General features: G+C 62.7%; 19 protein-coding genes. 11 read left to right on the forward strand and 8 right to left on the reverse strand.

Annotated elements, in window-relative coordinates; translation table 11 throughout:
• Positions 1–72 precede the first annotated feature (72 nt).
• From hisH to ACLBXN_RS01315, 3 genes are read left to right on the forward strand one after another with little or no spacing between them, the layout of a single operon-like run.
• Positions 73–741: an imidazole glycerol phosphate synthase subunit HisH gene (hisH, locus tag ACLBXN_RS01305; protein WP_447610885.1), complete on the forward strand. Its 669-nt coding sequence runs from the start codon at positions 73–75 to the stop codon at positions 739–741.
• A 58-nt stretch (positions 742–799) separates the two neighbouring features.
• The gene (gene hisA / locus ACLBXN_RS01310; protein ID WP_003058631.1) at positions 800–1543 is read left to right on the forward strand and encodes a 1-(5-phosphoribosyl)-5-[(5-phosphoribosylamino)methylideneamino]imidazole-4-carboxamide isomerase; all 744 of its coding nucleotides are present in this window, start codon (positions 800–802) and stop codon (positions 1541–1543) included.
• Complete coding sequence (locus ACLBXN_RS01315; RefSeq protein ID WP_447610887.1) at positions 1536–2402, forward strand: D-hexose-6-phosphate mutarotase; 867 nt, start codon at positions 1536–1538, stop codon at positions 2400–2402. Before hisA ends, ACLBXN_RS01315 begins: the two co-directional genes overlap by 8 nt.
• Before the next feature lie 134 nt (positions 2403–2536).
• On the opposite strand, the gene ACLBXN_RS01320 is transcribed toward ACLBXN_RS01315, so the two are convergent.
• From ACLBXN_RS01320 to ACLBXN_RS01355, 8 genes are all read right to left on the reverse strand, one after another.
• Complete coding sequence (locus ACLBXN_RS01320) at positions 2537–3406, reverse strand: hypothetical protein (protein WP_447610888.1); 870 nt, start codon at positions 3404–3406, stop codon at positions 2537–2539.
• 47 nt (positions 3407–3453) lie between these two features.
• Positions 3454–5088: a DUF2334 domain-containing protein gene (locus tag ACLBXN_RS01325; protein ID WP_447610889.1), complete on the reverse strand. Its 1635-nt coding sequence runs from the start codon at positions 5086–5088 to the stop codon at positions 3454–3456.
• A gap of 31 nt (positions 5089–5119) precedes the next feature.
• Positions 5120–5443, reverse strand: a complete 324-nt coding sequence (locus ACLBXN_RS01330) for a hypothetical protein (protein WP_343676004.1) — start codon at positions 5441–5443, stop codon at positions 5120–5122.
• A 101-nt stretch (positions 5444–5544) separates the two neighbouring features.
• On the reverse strand, positions 5545–8295 hold the full coding sequence (locus ACLBXN_RS01335; protein WP_447610890.1) for an NfrA family protein: 2751 nt from the start codon (positions 8293–8295) through the stop codon (positions 5545–5547).
• A 10-nt stretch (positions 8296–8305) separates the two neighbouring features.
• The gene (gene nfrB, locus ACLBXN_RS01340; RefSeq protein WP_447610891.1) at positions 8306–10528 is read right to left on the reverse strand and encodes a cyclic di-3',5'-guanylate-activated glycosyltransferase NfrB; all 2223 of its coding nucleotides are present in this window, start codon (positions 10526–10528) and stop codon (positions 8306–8308) included.
• The gene (wecB, locus tag ACLBXN_RS01345) at positions 10515–11696 is read right to left on the reverse strand and encodes a non-hydrolyzing UDP-N-acetylglucosamine 2-epimerase (protein WP_343676008.1); all 1182 of its coding nucleotides are present in this window, start codon (positions 11694–11696) and stop codon (positions 10515–10517) included. The genes nfrB and wecB overlap by 14 nt, the downstream gene beginning before the upstream one ends.
• Positions 11697–11859: 163 nt before the next feature.
• Positions 11860–13194 (reverse strand): phosphoglucosamine mutase, encoded by a 1335-nt coding sequence (gene glmM / locus ACLBXN_RS01350; RefSeq protein ID WP_343676528.1) that lies wholly within the window; start codon positions 13192–13194, stop codon positions 11860–11862.
• 226 nt (positions 13195–13420) lie between these two features.
• Positions 13421–13861 (reverse strand): hypothetical protein, encoded by a 441-nt coding sequence (locus tag ACLBXN_RS01355; protein ID WP_447610892.1) that lies wholly within the window; start codon positions 13859–13861, stop codon positions 13421–13423.
• Between the two features lie 77 nt (positions 13862–13938).
• On the opposite strand from ACLBXN_RS01355, the gene hisF reads away from it, so the two are divergent.
• The 8 genes from hisF (at position 13939) to tatB (ending at position 18706) form a co-directional block, all read left to right on the forward strand.
• Positions 13939–14739 carry an imidazole glycerol phosphate synthase subunit HisF gene (gene hisF, locus ACLBXN_RS01360; protein WP_003058607.1) on the forward strand — a complete coding sequence of 267 codons (801 nt, stop codon included), beginning with the start codon at positions 13939–13941 and terminating at the stop codon, positions 14737–14739.
• A 69-nt stretch (positions 14740–14808) separates the two neighbouring features.
• A complete protein-coding gene (hisI, locus tag ACLBXN_RS01365; protein ID WP_255538961.1) occupies positions 14809–15237 on the forward strand; it encodes a phosphoribosyl-AMP cyclohydrolase in 429 nt (142 codons plus the stop codon).
• Between the two features lie 4 nt (positions 15238–15241).
• Positions 15242–15637 (forward strand): phosphoribosyl-ATP diphosphatase, encoded by a 396-nt coding sequence (locus ACLBXN_RS01370; RefSeq protein WP_043003521.1) that lies wholly within the window; start codon positions 15242–15244, stop codon positions 15635–15637.
• A 13-nt stretch (positions 15638–15650) separates the two neighbouring features.
• Complete coding sequence (locus ACLBXN_RS01375; protein ID WP_309468769.1) at positions 15651–16049, forward strand: DUF4870 family protein; 399 nt, start codon at positions 15651–15653, stop codon at positions 16047–16049.
• Between the two features lie 244 nt (positions 16050–16293).
• Positions 16294–17337: a patatin-like phospholipase family protein gene (locus ACLBXN_RS01380; RefSeq protein ID WP_447610893.1), complete on the forward strand. Its 1044-nt coding sequence runs from the start codon at positions 16294–16296 to the stop codon at positions 17335–17337.
• A gap of 98 nt (positions 17338–17435) precedes the next feature.
• Positions 17436–17804, forward strand: a complete 369-nt coding sequence (locus tag ACLBXN_RS01385) for a histidine triad nucleotide-binding protein (RefSeq protein WP_343676010.1) — start codon at positions 17436–17438, stop codon at positions 17802–17804.
• Between the two features lie 121 nt (positions 17805–17925).
• Positions 17926–18162, forward strand: coding sequence for a Sec-independent protein translocase subunit TatA (gene tatA, locus ACLBXN_RS01390; protein ID WP_003058595.1), 237 nt, complete (start codon positions 17926–17928; stop codon positions 18160–18162).
• Positions 18163–18184: 22 nt separating this feature from the next.
• Entirely contained in the window at positions 18185–18706 is a 522-nt protein-coding gene (tatB, locus tag ACLBXN_RS01395) for a Sec-independent protein translocase protein TatB (protein ID WP_003062149.1), read from the forward strand.
• The last annotated feature ends 99 nt before the right edge of the window (positions 18707–18805 follow it).

Genomic DNA, 18805 nt, shown 5'->3' on the forward strand with positions numbered 1-18805 from the left:
TGATGCGCCTGTTCACACTGCATTTCAAAGCTCTTTGTCTGTAAAAACCAATTTCCATAAGCGGTAGCTGCTATGAGTTTGAAGAACAACACCGTGGCCGTGGTCGATTACGGCATGGGCAATCTGCGCTCGGTCTCGCAGGCGGTGCGCACGGCTGCGGCCGATACCGGCTGGGAAGTGGTCGTCACGGCCGATCCCGAGGTGGTTCACGCCGCCAACCGCGTGGTCCTGCCCGGTCAGGGCGCCATGCCCGACTGCATGCGCGAGCTGCGCGAATCGGGCCTGCAGCAGGCCGTGCTCGATGCTGCTGTCAACAAGCCGCTGTTCGGCGTCTGCGTGGGCATGCAGATGCTGCTCGACCACAGCGATGAAGGCGATGTGCCGGGTCTGGGGCTGATTCCCGGCAATGTGCGCAAGTTCGACCTGGAAGGCAGGACGCAAGCCGACGGCAGCCGCTTCAAGGTGCCGCAGATGGGCTGGAACCAGGTGCAGCAGACGCAGCAGGGCGGCAAGCCCCATGCGCTGTGGGCCGGCATTCCGGACGGCAGCTTCTACTACTTTGTGCACAGCTTTTATGCACTGGTGCAACAAAGCACGCATTGCGCGGCCGAGACCGATTACGGCGGCCTCTTTGCATGTGCCGTCGCACGCGATAATATTTTCGCAACCCAGTTCCACCCCGAGAAAAGCTCGGACCAGGGACTGGCGCTGTTCCGCAACTTCCTGGGCTGGAAGCCCTGAAGTTTTTCTTTGTGCACTGGCCATTTCTGACGGCCAAACTTGCTAGCAGATCACCATCATGTTGCTCATCCCCGCTATCGACCTCAAGGACGGCCACTGCGTTCGCCTGATTCAGGGTGATATGGACCAGTCCACCACTTTCGGTGAAGACCCCGCAGCCATGGCCGCCAAATGGCTGGATGCTGGCGCCCGTCGCCTGCACCTGGTGGACCTGAACGGCGCCTTTGCGGGTCAGCCCAAGAACCTGTCGGCCATCAAGAGCATCCTCAAGGAAGTCGATGGCGAGATTCCCGTTCAGCTGGGCGGTGGCATCCGTGACCTGGACACCATCGAGCGCTACATCGATCTGGGCATCGAGTACCTGATCATCGGCACCGCTGCCGTGAAGAACCCCGGTTTCCTGCAGGATGCCTGCAGTGCCTTTCCCGGCCACATCATCGTGGGCCTGGACGCCAAGGACGGCAAGGTGGCCATCGATGGCTGGAGCAAGCTCACCGGCCAGGACGTGATCGAAACCGCCAAGCGCTTCGAGGACTGGGGTGTGGAATCCATCATCTACACCGACATCGGTCGTGACGGCATGCTCAGCGGCATCAATATCGACGCCACCGTCAAGCTGGCCCAGTCGCTGAAGATTCCGGTCATCGCCTCGGGCGGTCTGGCCGGCATGGCCGACATCGAAGCGCTGTGCAAGGTGCAGGACGAAGGCGTGGAAGGCGTGATCTGCGGCCGCGCCATCTATACCGGCGACCTGGACTTCGCCGCAGGCCAGGAGCGTGCGGACGAGCTCACGGGTGAGTGATTTGACGTTTCAGGCCCAGGCCCTGGACTGGAAAGGGCTTCCCGCGATTGCCCTGAAGCTGGGCCAGGGGGATTCGGTGCTCATCTGCCTGCAGGGCGCCCAGGTGCTGTCCTGGGTCGGCCTGGGGCAGGAGCGCCTGTTCCTCAGTTCCCGCGCATCCCATGACGGCAAGAGCGCCATTCGCGGCGGCATTCCGGTCTGCTTTCCCCAGTTCAATCAACGCGGCCCCCTGGTCAAGCATGGCTTTGCGCGCATCAGCCACTGGCAGGCCGATGCCGCGCAGCCATCGGGCGAGGATGGTGCGCAAATCTCCCTGCACCTGACGGACAGCGAAGCCACGCGCGCCGTCTGGCCGCATGCCTTTGAAGCCGTGCTCACGGTCGAGCTCAGGCCTGGCATGTTGCGCGTGGAGCTGGCTGTGCATAACCGTGGCCGGCAGGACCTGTCCTTTACCGCCGCCTTGCACGGCTATCTGCGCGTGGCCCAGGTCGAGCAGGCCAGCCTGCACGGCCTTGAAGGGCTGAGCTACTGGGACGCGGCTGCGGCCTTGCCGGACACCCATTTCACGCAGACGGGTTGCGTAGCCTTCGGAGCGGAAACCGATCGCGTCTATCCCCGTGCGGCGGCAGCCCTGCAGCTGCAAAGCTCGGGCCAGCCCTGGCTGCAGCTTGCCCAGGATATGCCCTGGAGCGAAACCGTGGTCTGGAATCCAGGCCCCGCACTGTGCGCCACGCTCAAGGACATGGAAGCCGACAGCTGGCAGCAGATGCTGTGCGTGGAGGCTGCGGCCATTGATGCGCCTGTGGTGCTTGCAGCCGACCAGCGCTGGCAGGCTGCACAGACCTTCGAATGCTTTTGAAGCACTGAACAGGCAGGGGCGATGCCGCCCCGAGCCTTGATCGGTCCGTGTGCGCAGACCTGCAGGCCGCCCGCCTGTTCAATCCTGTCGCCGGCTCCATGGGCCCAAGCCGCGGTAGCAGGGCGGAGGTCGACTCAGCGGGGTTTGTTGCCCAGGGCATCCGCCAAGGCATCGACCAGAGGCGGGTTCAGATAATGCGGGCCGTCGAAGGCGAAGACCGTCCAGCCTTGGTAGGCCGCCAGCTGCGGCAGAAACTCCTCTGCCATGGCGCTGCGAAAGCCGCCGCCCGGCGCAGGCCGGAATGCCTCGGCAATCACGCGCACACGTGCATGTCCCAGATGGGCCGTCAGCATTTGCAGATATTCGCGCGCCACGGAAGGCGTGCGCGCGTGCACGCCGACGCCGTCCTGGAAGAACACGCCCACGTCTTCCGGTATCCAGCGCATGATCCAGTCCACCAGCGCCTGAGGCCCCATATTGGCACTGTCATAGGCGCTGATCCACAGCGGACGCGGCAGTTTGTTGAGCACCTCGGTGAGCTGACTGGGCGCTGCCCAGGTGGGGTCGACTTCGACCGGGAAGTACCAGCCGGCAACCCGCAGCGGCAGCACTGCGATGGCCGCCTTCAGGGCATAGGACTGCATTGCCAGGTCCGCGAGGCTGGCGCGCGCCCTGGTCTCGTCATGCATGCCGGCCAGGCCGAGAATCAGCTCCTGCGCCCAGGGTTCGGCAGCAATGCGCTCCCAGTCCGGCAGGTTGCGGCTCATCGCTGGTAGATAGGTGCCGGGCACCAGGCTCAGATGGTCCACGGCCGTCCATTGCACCAGTAGGCGTCGGATGCCCAGGCGCTGCCATGCGCCTTGAGGGCGCAGCGTGGCGGCACTGGGCTGCCAGACCATGCCAGGCAGGCGCAGGCCGGGCTTGGCCTGCGCCTCGGGCAGACCACAGGCCAGCGCCCAGGCCAGGCCCAGGGCCTCGCGTCTGCTGCATCGTTGCATCGTCATATCGATGGGGTGGAGCGCTTTCTCCCTGCGGAGAAAGCGCTTTTCCTTCAAGGCAGCTGACTGGGAACCGTCCAGGTGAAGCCCAGATTGGAGATGCCGCTGACCAGGCTCTTGAAGTCCGCCAGACCAGGGGTTCCAACCTGCGGCTCCAGCCAGAACGGATGGAAGAAGAACGAGGCATAGCCGTCACGCACCGTCTTCACATACTGGGCATTGGTGAGAATGTCCTGCCATGTGTAGTTGTAAGACGAGGTCGGATCGATCTGGGAGATGTCGTATTCGATATTTCCCAGGCTTTCCGGCAGCACCTTCTGGCCGTAGTAGTCGGTCTTGATGGGGTAGGGGAAGATCTGGCCCAAGGAAAAATCCTTTTCCACCGATGCGTTGAAATTGGGCTTGTCAGCCGTGAAGTACACGACGCGCTGATAGGTCTTGGCAAAGACCTGCGTACTGGCCTTGGATGCCAGCGCCGAGCCATGGTAGTGCGGAGTCTCCCAGGCTGTCGGGCGATAGCCGTTGAGATTCAGCTCCAGCAGGCCGGCCCGGTAGCGCCCCAATGCCCAGGCGGTCGAGTCTTCCGGAACAGGCTTGTTGTTGACGATGTCCCAGAACTCGTAGTCATCGCCACTCACGGCCGTATAGCGGTTGCGCACATTGCTGTACTGGTGCGTATAGCCATGCATCACGACTTCGCCGCCGCGCGCCAGCGCATAGTTGAGCGCGGTCTTCAGGTTCGTGGCCTGCGACATGGGCACCTGCATCGGCACTCCCGAGTTGTAGACGCCTAGAGGATCCTTGTAGTACGGAATGGTCGCAATCGAAAACGGTATCCGCAGCTGGTAGAGATAGTCCGTCAGCGATTTCATTGCCGTCACGCTGACCAGTGCGCTCACGTCTTCAAGCCGGACCATGGCCTTGTGGCTTTCGGCATGGTTCACTCCCAGCATGTCGTGCAGGATGTCGGTGAGCACCAGATAGCGGTCACGTGGCCCGATATAGCTGAACGGCAGATCGGCCACATACCAGAAGTTGCCCGACTTCACTATATAGGGTGCCTGCTCGCCAGTCTTGGGGTTGGACATGGAGACTAGGTTCTGCGCCTTGGTGGTGTCGGTGATGGCCGTCAGCCCGACATCGGGATCCGCATTCACGGCGCCGGTGCTGCTGTCGTATGCGTAGTATTTGACAAAGGGCAGGCTCTTGTAGGTGATGGTGTCAAAGAACCCCGGCGTGGTGTTGCTGGAGGTCGGCGCGGCATTGAGGCCTCGCAATGCCGTCAGGTTGAAGCCATAGCGTGACTGGAAGCCGTAGGTCGGGTCCCAGGCAAACTGCCAGAGGTTGTACTTGAACCAGACGATGGTCTTGCTCGAGCTGGCGGCATCGGCCATGAAGGCGGCGGGAACCGGGTTGTCGTAGTACGAGCCGAGGTAGAACGTGGCGTCGTAGCCGCTGAGCTGGCCTGCCGTGTAGTTCTGCACCGGGACCATATCGACCTTGCTGTCGAAATGTCCGAGCAGATTGCGCAGCATGATGGCATAGCCGAATCCGAGCTTGGTATAGGCCGTATTGGGCGGCGCGTCATAGAGGATCAGCGTGCGCGGGCCTGTTTGCGCAAAAGCGCCAGGGCTCGCAAAGAGCATGGCGAGCAGCCATGCCCCGAGAATGCGTCCTAGGGTTTTCATGAGACTCTCCTGAGATCTTTACACGATGGGTCTATTGCTGCTGGCCACGGAATGGACCGCCCGGACTGGGCTTGTCCTTCGGTGGACTGCCGGGGGACGGGTTGCCGGGTTTGACCGGCAGCACATCCAGCGTGTCATCCCGTGTGAAATCCTTCTTGAAATGTCCTTTGTGGTGGTGCGCACGTTCGTTGCGCTTGCGCTCTTCGGGGGCTGAGCCCACATCCATGCGGATCTGGGTGCTTCCAGGTGGCAGCGGGGGCGGCATGACGTTGGAGGCCTGGGACCAGCTGGCCCAGCTCAGCAGCGCCAGCGCGAGCAGCGCGCGCATGGCCTGCCTTTGATCGAGGGAGTGCATGAGAGTCTCCTTTCTGGGGGCAGAAAGAAAAAGTGTCAAAGAACACCATCTCCACAAACTCTAGAAATGGCGATGGGTTCCGGCCTTGCAGGCGTGCCGTCTCAAAATACCAAGGCAGCACGTAGAAACACGCCTTTCCCTCGTTCGTCCCCGGCAAGCCGGGCGCGATACTGCAGGGAGAGGTCGAGGTAGGAGCGAGGAGCATGGTCACGGTCCTCGCGGAACCAGAAACGCATGTTCACACCAACGCCAGCGCCTACTGAGCTTTGCTTGCCCGAGGCTGTGCGTTCAGAGTTGTAATCAGCGCCCAGGACTGCGTGCGGAAACAGCACCAGTCTCGAGTCGCCCCCCCCCATACGGAAACTGCGCCCTGCTTGGGCTTCGAACGTCGCGTAGTTTTGCTTGCGATGAATAAAACGGCCCACTTCGGTGTACACATTGACGGTGTTCCAGCTGGGCACATCGACGCGCAGGTCGGTGCCCATGCCGCCCGAATACCCCATGCGCAGCAACCAGTCGTTGCTGGACAGCGAGCCGATGCGCACGCGCCGTTCGACTGCGAGGATGAGGTTGTGATCGCTCAGCGGTTTGGCACGAACGCCGAGGGCGCCCTGGGTGGTTTCGCCGCCGGTGGGTACATCGTGGCGGCTGTAGACGGTTTGCGCTGCGCCGCCGTACAGCTCCCAGAAGCGGCCGTCGCCGAACTTCTGCGGGCGCCAGTACACCTCGCTGACGAGCTGTGCCACGTCGCCATACAGGCCAGGCTGGGCACCGGCTGCACCCAGGGAAATGCCGCGATAGCCCAGCAAGGTGTTGACACCCCAGGAGCGGTCCCGGTCGGAGATTTCGCGCCGCGTTTCATATTGCTGCTGCGGCGTCATGTCCAGCCTGCCTTCATGGACCGCGCTGATCGCCTGTTTGAAGTAGCCTATGGACTGCTCGTTCTCGGCCAGCCTGCTGGCGGTGTAGGCGCCATCGCGCAGCGCCGTGTCCGGCAGGCGGTCCTGGTCCCGTGCGCGGTTGAAGATGGACAGGGCACTGCGATCATCGCCCACGCGGATGGCCATATAGGCCAGATTTGGATCGGCGCTCTGCTGCAGCTCGGGCTCCGAGGTGGCCTGGGCAAAACGTGCTGCAGCCTCTTCGCGTCGTCCCAGTTGCAGCAGCAGATCCACCTCGCTGGACAGAGACAGGCCGCCTATTTGCAAGGCTGTCTGTGCATCGGCATTGGCCGCCTCGGTCATGCCCTGCTCGCGACGCAGACGGCTGCGCAGGGCCAGCACTTCGACGGCATCGGGTTGCAACTGCAGGGTTTGATCGGCTTCTTCAAGCGCCTGCGCCTTCTGGCCTGCAGCCAGCAGGGCCTGCAGGCGCAGCTGGCGATAGGGCAGATGCCTGGGGTTGAGTTCTATGGCGGCAGCGGCCTTGTCTGCCGCCAGCACATATTGCCCATCGCCGTAGGCCTGATAGGCCTCCTGGGCGACCTTGTAGGCAGGGTTCGGCGCTTCCTGTCCGGGCCAGATTTCGCAGCCGGGCACATCGCCGGCGCTGAAGCAGTTGACCAGGGGCAAGGGCAGCTCATAGCCGCGTGAAAGGGTTGAGGAGCGCAGGGCCTTGAGCTGCTCGCGGCGGCTGCTGACATCGGCATTGCTGTCCGTCTCCAGCGCTTGCAGCAGCCGCTGGGCTCGTTCTGTCTGGCCGGCAGCCAACGCTGCATCCAGGGCAATCACGCCGTAGTTCTGCCGCTCCGACCGCGACAGATGGGGGGCGGCAAGCGCTGCGTCGAAGGCCTGTTCGGAGGCCATGCCGCGACCTTGGACATGCAGGGCCACGCCCTGCAGCACCTGCAGTGCCGGATCATGCTGCAGCGCCAGTCCTTGCTCCGCCACGCGCTGTGCCTGGGCGGCCTGCCCATCCTGAAGCAGCAGGCCCAGCCATTGCAGGCGCGGCGCCAGCGCCTGCGGTGCCAGACGCACGCTGGACTCGGCGTGGCGCAGGGCCTTGGCCATGTCGCCTTGCTCGCGGGCCTGCAAGGCTTGCTCGAAAGGGCGCAGGGCCTGGCGCTGGCGTATGGAGGTACGCAGCATCTGCCAATCGGCGTCCGACTGCAGCTGTTTCACATTGTCCAGTCTTGCTGCACGTGCCTCGGCCTCGTCGAAGCGTCCGTTCTCCACCAGCAGATAGACCAGCAGACGCTGGTAGTCCAGACGCGCCGGGGCCGCCGCTACGGCTTGCCTGGCCAGAGACAGGGCAGCGGCGAAGTCGCGTCGCTCGGTGGCGGCATAGGCCTGGCTGGCCTTGGCGTAGCCCGGGGGCATGGCCGGTGGCGCCGGGTTCTTGCGCGGGCGCTGCGGGGTGTCCACAGCCGGTGCTGCAGCCTTCGCAGGCTGCGCTGTCGTGGCTGCGGCAGGCGCTGCAGCGCTGGGCGCCTTGGGCACTTCCTGGGTCAGGGGGGCCGGTACGGCCTGAGGTTCGGGCTGTCTGGCCGGTACGGCGCCCTGGTGCATATCGCGCAGGGCCTGGGCCAGACGCGCATCACCGGGGTGACGCTGAAGCTGGGCCTTCAATACGGCTTCGGCCTGCGCGGGTTGGCCAAAGCGGCGATGGGCTGCAGCCAGCTGCAGGGCGATCTCGGTGTTCTCCGGTGCCAGGCGCTGAGCCTGCTGCAGCTCGGAGATGGCGCGCTGGCCATCGCCGCGCGCCATGGCCTCATACGCCTTGTCGATCCGGGGATAGACCTGAAAGCGCTGTCTGGGGCTGATATCCGGACCTAGATCCACCACCTGCGCCACTCCATCGTAAGGGGTGGCACATGCAAGGGAAAGAACCAGAATGGGGCGAGAAAGCTTCATAAATGGGTACCTAGGCAGCAACGGAGACGATCGGGGCGGCATCAAGGCGGCGCAGAAGCTGCGCCATGGTGACCTGCAACTGTTGTTGCAGGCGCAGAGCTTCATCCAGCGTGGCCTGGGTCAACGCCCCCTGGTTCACAAGGAAGATGCCCAGGCTGTCATCGCTTTGCTCATGCCTGAGCAGCAAGGCATTCAGCACGGCCGTATCGATGCGGCCCAGGGCTTGCAGCACTTCGCCCAGCATCAGCTGTCGCGATACATAGAATTTCCACAGCTCTTTCGCCTGTTCCGGGGAGACGCGCTTGCGTTCCACGGCCCAGGCAAGCAGTTCGCGAGCCGGCTCCCCATGCTGTCTTGCATACAGACGCCGCAGCTCGACCGTGACCTCTCCCTTAGGGGCAATGAGGTAGCGCACAGGCCTCTCGAGCTTGCGCTCCAGGGCTGCGTGCGAGACCGGGTCTATGACCGACTCGCTGGCCAGGACCAGCGTCTTTCCCTCTTCGCGCAGCGGCACCACGCTGTAATGCAGTGCCAGATGCGCCGGCAGCAGCGCCGCGATCTCGTCGGGGATCAGGCGCTCTCCCAGGAACTCCCAGGAAACGCCGGCCTGCTGGGCCACTGCGGCGGCCAGCTGTGCGGTGCTGATCAGGTCCTTGTGTACCAGCGCACTGCCCAGACGCAGGCCCGGAGTGGGGCGTACCAGGGCCTCCTGCAACTGGCTCTCGGTCAAGGCGCCTTGGGCGATCAGTATCTGCCCCAGGGGCTGGCGCAGTCGGGGTCCCTCTCCCAGCATGGGAAAGTCATGGTCGGTCTTGGCCCAGGCCATGCGCCGGATATCCTTGGCCTGCAGCGCCTGGGCGATGGCCCGCCAGTTGGCCAGAAAGTTCACCAGATTGCCCCACAGCAGGCGCGGAAGCGACATCAATCCCTGGACGATGCCGTAGTAGCTGGTGACGAAGAACATGCGCTGGGCAATGCGGTTGAGCATCAGCACGAAGTTCGCAGCCAGCAGAGCGTACAGCCACCAGTCACCCTGGAAGATGGAGAGAAACCGGTAGCTGTCCGGCACCAGGCGCTGGTAGAGCCAGATGGCAATCAGCTGCATCGCCAGCAGCATGGCCAGGAAGCTGGCGAAATTGGTCAGAGCGCCCTTGCGGTCACGCCAGAGAAAATAGTTCAGCACGCCGCTATTGGTCCAGCGCAGGGTCTTGAAGCCCTGGATCACGATGCCGGTGATCCAGCGGGACTTCTGTCGCACCGCCGCATTCAGCGTATCGGGGAAGAACTCCCGCACGCAGATGACGCTGGCTTCGCGCGCGCTGCGCCCGGGTCGGCGTGGCTGGTCGGGATCGGTGGGCTGGTCCGCATCGTGCACGGGAAAGCGCACGAAGATCTCGCGCATGCCCAGCTGCTTGAGCCGGAAGCCGATGTCGTAGTCCTCGGTCAGGCTCTGGGTGTCGAAGGCCACGCCGTCACCGAGCTCCAGCAGCGCCGTGATGGCGCGGCGGCTGAAGCAGGTGCCGACGCCGGCGCTGGGCACCTGGCCCACCATGGCCTCGCGCACCACGATGTCCTTGGCATGCAGCTCGGCAAACTCGTCCAGGTAATGCCCGCCGGTGAATTCGCGCAGCGGTCGCTCCAGAGGGTAGACCGGCAACTGGATCAGATCCTTGCGATCCACAAGGAAATTGAACAGCCTCAGCTCCAGCCTGGACAGCACGTCTTCCGAGTCATGCAGGATAAAGCCCGCAAACTCGATGCCCGAGCGCTGCTCGAACTGGAAGATGGCATCAAGCACATTGTTGAGGCAGTCGGCCTTGCTGGTCGGCCCGGGGCGGGCGCAGACCACGCTGTGCACATTCGGGAAATGGGCTCTGACCTGCTCCACATCGGCATGGGTCTGGGGATCGTTGGGGTAGGTGCCGATGAAGATATGGTAGTTCTCGTAGTCCAGCGTGGTGGCTGCCAGCTGCGCCATCTTGCCGATCACGCCATGCTCCTGCCAGGCGGGCACCATGATGGCGAGCGGCTTCTCGTCCACGCCCATCAGGGCCTTGTAATTCATATGCTCATGGCGCGAGTACACGGTCAGTGCACGCCAGGTGCGTCGCCCCCAGTAAAAGAGGTCGATGAACAGGTCGTCCAGTCCGCTGATGAAGATCACTACCGCAATGACGATGGCGATGCTCTTGAGGACATAGAGGTATCCGGTGAACAGGTCAAGCCAGGACATGGGGCGTCCTTTCCCTGGCTTGCTGTGCCAGACCTGCATGCCCGGGCCTGAGCATCTGCTGCAGTCTTTTTTCGGTGCGCTGCGCGGCAGTCCCGTCGCCGAACGGGTTGGAGCTGGCCTGCATGTGGCGATAGGCGGCATCGTCATGCATCAGCTGGCGCACGGACTGCACGATCTTGCTCCTGTCTGCGCCCACCAGGGCGGCGCAGCCGGCTTCCAGCACTTCGGGGCGCTCGGTTTCGTCGCGCAACACCAGTACCGGCACCTTGAAGGTGGGTGCCTCCTCCTGCAGCCCGCCGGAATCGGTCAGCACCAGCCAGGCATCGGCCAGGGCCTGCTGCATGGCCAGATAGTCCAGAGGCTCCGTCAGCTTGATATTGGGCAGTCCGCCCAGCAGCCGATGGACGGGCTCCTTGACCACCGGATTGAGGTGGACCGGGAACAGCACCGGCACCTGGGGAAACTCGCGCGCAATATCGGCAATGGCTTCGCACACATGGTCCACATCGGGGCCCCAGTTCTCACGCCGGTGCATGGTGACCAGGATATGGCCTCGGCCCTGCATGCGGCGATGGATGTGGTGATGCTGGCTGGCCCATAGCTGGGCATCGACGACGGTGTTGCCCGTCATCTCGATATTTTCCGTGGCCACGTTTTCGCGCTCCAGCGCCTGCTGGGCTCTGAGCGTGGGGGCCAGATGCAGGCTGGCAATGCGCCCTATCATCTGCCGCAGACCTTCCTCGGGAAAAGGGCGATGCAGGTTGTAGGTGCGTAGGCCGGCCTCGACATGGACGACTGGCACCTTGCAGTAGAAGCCGGCCAATGCCCCCTGGAAAGCACTCTCGGTGTCGCCCTGCACGATCACCGCCTCGCAGGCCGTTTCCATCAGCACGGACTCCAGTTGCGTGCGGCAGCCGGTGGCGAACTCCAGCAGCGAACTGCCCTGTCTTTGCAGCACATGGTCGGGCTGGATATGGAAGCAGTCCAGCATCTGAGCGGCCATATCGCCGTGCTGGCCGGTGTGCAGCCAGATGGGCCTGGCCCATTGCGACTGCTTCAAGGCGTGGTAGACGGGGGCCAGCTTGATGATTTCAGGCCTGGTCCCGGACACGATGAGCAACTGTGCGATATCTGGCTGTGCGCGAAGAGTCCCGGAGTCCTGATTCATGGTGTTCTCCCTTTGAGTCAATCGGTAACAGACGTTTTCCATTCGTACCTGCTCAAAAATCATCTTTCACGCGCTGCTTTGGGTATGTCAGCCAGTTCCTCGTGCTGGCAGCGATCGGATCCGGCTTTCTCTATGGCATGAGCGAAGCCGTCGCGTCGGCCAACTAACCATCCCTGGCTGCGGAGACCAGTCGTTCGGCGCAGCGGCTGGCCTGATCGCCATCCTGGGCTTCCACCATCACATGCAGCACCGGCTCCGTGCCGCTGTGCCGCACCAGCACCCGTCCGGTGGAGCCCAGCTCCGCCTCGACCTGCGCCTGCACCCGTGCCAGCAAGGCATTGCTGCGCCAATCGCGCTCTGGCGGCAGGTGCACATTGAGCAAGGCCTGGGGATAGAGCTGCACCGGCAACAGCCATTGCGACAGCGTTCGGCCGGTGCGCACGCAGGCCTGCAAAATCTGCAGCGCGTTGACCAGACCGTCGCCCGTGCTGTGCCGGTCCAGGATCAGCAGATGGCCAGAACCCTCGCCGCCGAAGGTCCAGCCGCGGCGGCTGAGCTCCTCGAGCACGTAGCGGTCACCGACCTTGGTACGCATGAAATCCACATCCAGCAGACCGAAGGCCTGCTCCACGGCCATATTCGTCATCAGCGTGCCGACGGCGCCCGCAATGCTCTCGTCATGCTCCAGACGATCCGCGACGACCAGGTACAGCAATTCGTCTCCGTTGTAGAGCCGCCCGGCCGCATCCACGACCAGCAGGCGATCGGCATCGCCATCCAGAGCGATGCCGAAATCCGCACCGCAACCCGAGACGGTGGTGGCCAGAAGTTCAGGGTGAGCGGCTCCGGCGCCCTGGTTGATATTCAGACCATCGGGAGCGCAGCCGATGGCCACCACCTCGGCGCCGAGTTCATGAAAGACCATGGGCGCAATCTGATAGGCCGCGCCATGGCCTGCATCGACCACGATCTTCAGTCCGCGCAAGGTGAACGCATGGTCGCAGGTGCTCTTGCAGAACTCGATGTAGCGGCCGGCGGCGTCATCGAGGACCTGCGTTTTTCCGAGCGCGATCGCCGAGACCCAGTGCGGCTCGTCGAGCAGCATTTGCTCGACGGCCACTTCCCAGACATAGGGCAGCTTGGTGCCTTTGGCACTGAAGAACTTGATGCCGTTGTCTTCGAAGGTGTTGTGGCTGGCGCTGATCACCACCCCCAGACTGGCCCGCAAGGCGCGTGTGAGGTAGGCCACGCCCGGTGTGGGCAGCGTGCCGACCAGCATCACATTCACACCCGCGGAATTGAAGCCCGACACCAGCGCGCTTTCGAGCATATGGCCTGAGATGCGCGTGTCCTTGCCAATCAGCACGGTCGGGCGCTCTTCACTGCGGTGAAGCATCCGTCCGACCACATGGGCCAGGTGCAAGGCGAAGTCCGGCGTAATCGGGAAGTACCCAGCCCGCCCACGAATTCCGTCGGTACCGAAATATTGGCGTCTCATATCCATGATGATCACCTGCGCTTGAGTACGGTCATCGAGCGGGATGGCATTCCGATTCCGCCCATTGATTCAGAGGAATGTGGATTTGAAAATACTAAAACTATTGATTTATTTTTTTTCATAGTTTCACTAATAAAAACAATCCAAACAAGAACGCCGCGTAAAAAATAACATCTTTTTACGTTATGTATATCTGGAAGCTAAATTGGTTTTCTATTTACATGATTCAGGGTATGCACGTCAGGGCCGAAAAATGGCTTGCAATAAAGCCAGGCTTGGCTTGGAGAGGGTTTTCGAAGTCCTGACTGATGCGGTTTCCTGCCGCATGGCTGCCGTCCATGGTCGGTAACAGGGTTTCTGTTATCGGGCTGGCCGGACATGGACGATGGCCCCGTGCTTGGCAGTTAATAAGTGCTGGAGTGCTGGTTTCGATAAGAAACAAAAGCTGAAAGTCCTGAATTTCGAAGCCGGCTCTGGGTTTTCTGTTACTCAATTGGAAGCAGCAGGAATCGGTGAATCCCAATGCCCCTGGCCGGTTTCTGAACCTGCGTGTTTCCAATCGTTCAGAAAATGGCCTGTGATCGGGCGGCGATGCAATGGTGCCGGCCCGCTTTCCGGCCCGGACGGTTTGCGCGGTGTGCAATGCCTGCACGGCAGGGCTGCGCAAGGGGATGGATGTCCAGGGCGGAGGCGGGGCCGTGGTATCTTTGGCCCCCTTGTTCCTAGATATTCCGAGACTTGTCCATGCTTGCCAAACGCATCATTCCCTGCCTTGACGTGACCGGCGGCCGCGTGGTCAAGGGCGTCAATTTTCTGGAGCTGCGTGATGCGGGCGACCCGGTGGAGATTGCCGCGCGCTACAACGCCCAGGGTGCGGACGAGCTGACTTTCCTGGACATCACGGCCACCAGCGATGGCCGTGACCTGATCCTGCCCATCATTGAGGCCGTGGCTTCGCAGGTCTTCATTCCGCTGACCGTGGGCGGTGGCGTGCGCAGCGTGGAAGATGTGCGCCGCCTGCTCAATGCCGGAGCCGACAAGACCAGTTTCAACTCCGCCGCCATCGCCAACCCGGACACCATCAATGCCTGCAGCGACAAGTACGGCGCGCAATGCATCGTGGTGGCCATCGACGCCAAGCGCCGCACGCCCGAGGACGAGCAGCGCATCGGCCCTGGCGGCACGCCCATGGGGCCGGGCTGGGATGTGTACAGCCATGGCGGGCGCAAGAATGTGGGGCTGGATGTGGTGCGCTGGGCCGAGGAGATGGCCAGGCGCGGTGCCGGCGAGATCCTGCTGACCAGCATGGACAAGGACGGCACCAAGAGCGGCTTCGATCTGAAGCTCACGCGTGCCGTGGCCGATGCCGTGGCCGTGCCTGTGATCGCCTCGGGCGGTGTCGGCAATCTGGAAGATCTGGCCGATGGCGTGACCATTGGCGGCGCCGATGCCGTGCTGGCCGCCAGCATCTTCCACTACGGCGAGTACACCGTGCAGCAGGCCAAGGAATGCATGCGCGCACGCGGCATTCCTGTGCGTCTATAAGATTATTTTGAGAGCGGCTTGCGCAGGGTACAAGCGGCTTTCCATATGTTTTGTGGTTGAAATCGGCTGCTGGCCTGCGCTGGCAGCTATACAAAACAAAGGTCTGCAATGAGCTGGCTCGATCAAGTCAAATGGGATGCGCAGGGGCTGGTGCCCGTGATTGCGCAGGAGCAAAGCAGCGGCGACGTGGTCATGTTCGCCTGGATGAACCGCGAGGCACTGGAGAAGACTGCCGAGCTGGGGCGTGCCGTGTACTTCAGCCGCTCGCGCAACAAGCTGTGGTTCAAGGGCGAGGAGTCCGGCCATGTGCAGACCGTGCACGAGATGCGCATCGACTGCGACAACGACGTGGTTTTGCTCAAGATCACGCAAGAGGGGCATGATCCCGGTATCGCCTGCCATACCGGTCGCCACTCCTGCTTCTACAGCGTGTTCAAGGACGGACAGTGGCTTGCTGTCGATCCGGTCTTGAAAGATCCTGCTTCCATCTATAAATAAAGTCATGTCTGAACAAAACACCGCGTCGGTCGAGGGCGCACTGGCCCGTCTGGCCGCCGTGATCGAAAGCCGCAAGGTCGCCAACGGTGGCGACCCCGAAAAAAGCTATGTTGCGCGCCTGCTGCACAAGGGGCCCGACGCCTTTCTGAAGAAGATCGGCGAAGAGGCCACCGAAGTCGTGATGGCCGCCAAGGATGTCGATCATGGCGCGGACAAGGGCAAGCTCCTCTATGAAGTGGCGGATCTGTGGTTTCACTCCATGATTGCGCTGTCGCACTACGGCCTGACACCCGCAGAGGTGGTGGCCGAGCTGGAGCGCCGCGAGGGCACCAGCGGTCTGGAGGAAAAAGCCCTGCGCAAGGCCCAGGAACGCGCTGCTCAGGAAGGGGCGGCCAAGTAATAAGGAAGCACGAATGAATGACGATCGCGACATCATCGATGTAGGCCCCGGCGGCTCTGCCGAGGTCGAGGGCCTGAAGGCCTGGGGCTGGGTCAGCTATCTGCTGCACCTGATCGTGGCCGTGGCCGCGGTGCTGCCGGGCGCGCAGGTCAGCGTGCTGCTGTTGCTGATTGCGGTTGTCATCGATCTGGTCAAGCGCGACGATGCGCGCGGCACCTGGCAGGAGAGCCATTTTTCCTGGCGCCTGCGCAGCGTGCTCTGGGCCATCGTGCTCTATGCGGTGACCTTCCCGTTCTTCCTGCTGGGCCTGCTGATCTTCAACCCGGCCTGGGTGCTGATCTCCATCTGGTTCCTCTACCGCATCGTCAGCGGCATGATCGCCATGAACAAGAATCGCGCGATCCAGCCCTGAGCAGAACTTGCCAGACACCCAAGCCCCCGCTTTAAGGCCGGGGCTTTTTTGTTTTTGCAAGCGGTTTTGCTGCACTGCAACAGATTCGGGTCGACAGGCTGACACGGGTGCCGGGCCTGTGCAATGCTCGCGGTGCTGGATAAGCTGCGGAAATTGCGCAGATTCGCTGGATATGTCCACTGTGCGTTCGTAGCGACGGCTCCAAGCCCCTTACCTGGTTCCTCAACCTTCACAGGATCGTGCCATGGCTGCAGAGACTTCCCACACCCTCAATCTGGCCCTGCAGGGCGGGGGATCGCATGGCGCGCTGACCTGGGGCGTGCTGGATGCATTGCTCGACGACGACGGCCTGATCTTCGAAGGCATCAGCGGCACCAGTGCCGGTGCCATGAATGCCGTGGCGCTGGCCCATGGCTTCGCGCAGGCGGCCGCGCAGGAAAAGAATCTGGACGACGCCCGTTACCTCGGGCGTCAGCTGGCGCGCCAGTCTCTGCGCGAGCTGTGGGAGGGCGTGGGCACCATGGGCAGCGTGGGCAAGATGTTCTGGGCCGCACCGCTGCCGGGCAGCAAGCAGTTCATGGGGGTGCTCAACCAGTTTCTGTCGCCCTATCAGACCAATCCGCTCAATATCAACCCGCTGCGGCAGCTGCTCACACGGGTGGTGGATTTCGAGACGCTGGCCCATCCCGCTCATCCAAGCGTGGTGCCAAAGCTCTTCATCTGCGCCACCAACGTGCGCACGGGCGGCGGCAAGATCTTCAAGGGCGAGCAGGTGACGGCAGACGCCATCATGGCCTCGGCCTGCCTGCCGCAGCTGTTCAAGGCGGTGGAGATTGACGGAGAGTGTTACTGGGATGGTGGGTTCTCTGGAAATCCGGCCCTGTATCCGCTGATCTACGAGACCCGGAGCCGGGACATCCTGCTGGTGCAGATCAATCCCAAGGAGTCCGATGTCTCGCCCGATACGGCCCGCGAGATCATGGACCGCATGAACGAGATCACCTTCAACGCCAGCTTGCTGGCCGAGCTGCGGGCCATCGAGTTCGTGGTCAAGCTGCTGGAGCAAAAGCGTCTGGACCCGGAGCGCTACAAGCATGTGCTGATGCACCGCATCGATGGCGGCTCGGTGCTCAAACCCTTTGGCGCCTCGAGCAAGGTGCGCGCAGACATGGGCATGGTGCGCAAACTGTTCGAGCTGGGTCGCGAGCGCGGCCAGCAATGGCTGCAGCTCAACCGCGAGCACCTTGGCATCAAGCAGACGCTGCGATTCAACGAGAATAGGGGATAGCCTCCTCAGGGGGCGACGCCGTTGCCTGCTTCCTGGCCTCCTGGGCCATGGGCAGGGCAGGGCGTTCGGAGTACTGAACCGTAGAGATACCAGAGACCATGCACGACCACGATTACGACGCCAATTGCATTTTCTGCCGCATCGCCAAGGGGGAGATTCCTTCGCGCAAGGTCTATGAAGACGAGGAGCTGTTCGCCTTCCATGACATCCACCCCGGTGCGCCCGTGCACTTCCTGGTGATTCCCAAGAAGCACATCCCCTCCATGGCCCAGGTCGGCGCCGAAGATGCGCCCCTGCTGGGCCGCATGATGGCGCTGGCTCCCAAACTGGCGCTGGAGCAGGGCTGCAATCCTTATCCCGATGGCGGCTTCCGCATCGTGGTCAACACCGGCAGCGAAGGCGGCCAGGAAGTGCACCATCTGCACCTGCACGTCATGGGCGGTCCGCGCCCCTGGCTCAAGGGCTGATCAGGCGGCGCAGCGGGCCTGCACGCGGCGATAGAGCTGTGCGCTGCAGGCTTTTTGGGTGATTGATTCGTATCTGTCACAAGCCCCGTCTAAAATGGTTTGCAATTTCTAGGAGATTCTCATGGGCTCGTTTTCTATCTGGCACTGGGCGATCGTGCTGCTCATCGTGGTTCTGGTGTTCGGCACCAAGAAGCTCAAGAACATCGGCTCCGACCTGGGCGGCGCCGTCAAGGGCTTCAAGGACGGCATGAAGGACGGCGCGACTGATGCCGACGCCAACGCTGCGACCGGCCAAGTGGCCAACCAGCAGGCTGCCGAAAAGGCCACCATCGACGTGGAAGCCAAGCAAAAGAGCTGATCGCGGCAGGACTGACATTTAGATGTTTGATATTGGCCTGTCCAAAATGGCGCTGATCGGTGCCGTGGCCCTGGTGGTCATCGGTCCCGAAAAGCTGCCGCGCGTGGCCCGCATGGTGGGCACCTTGCTTGGCAGGGCACAGCGCTATGTGTCCGACGTCAAGGCCGAGGTCAACCGCTCCATGGAGCTCGATGAGCTGCGCAAGATGAAGGACACGGTCGAGACCGCCGCGCGGGATGTGGAGTCCAGCATGCGCAATCAGGCCTCCGATCTTGAAAAGGACTGGAGCGATGCGACCAAGGACCTGCGCGACGACTCGAACATGACTTCGGCTTCGTCCTTCGGCTCCTATGACGCAGAAGGTGGCTACACCGGTCTGGATACGCACAGCAGCGTGGTGCCCAGCTACCGCCATCCTCGCAAGAACTGGCGCGTCAAGCGCGGTGCCGTGCCCCAGTGGTACAAGGCCCGTGCCGGGGTACGCAGCAAGGTCCAGTCGGGTGCGGCACGCGTGGCGCGCTTTCGCCCCAAGAAGTTCCATTGAACATGCAGCTCAGCAGCCTGCCGGCCGCAAGGTCGGCCATGGCCGGTCCCAGTGGGCCGGCTTGGCTGCCCGCATGTCGCTCTTTGCCCGTGATTCACG

It is taken from the genome of Comamonas sp. C24C, assembly GCF_053345995.1.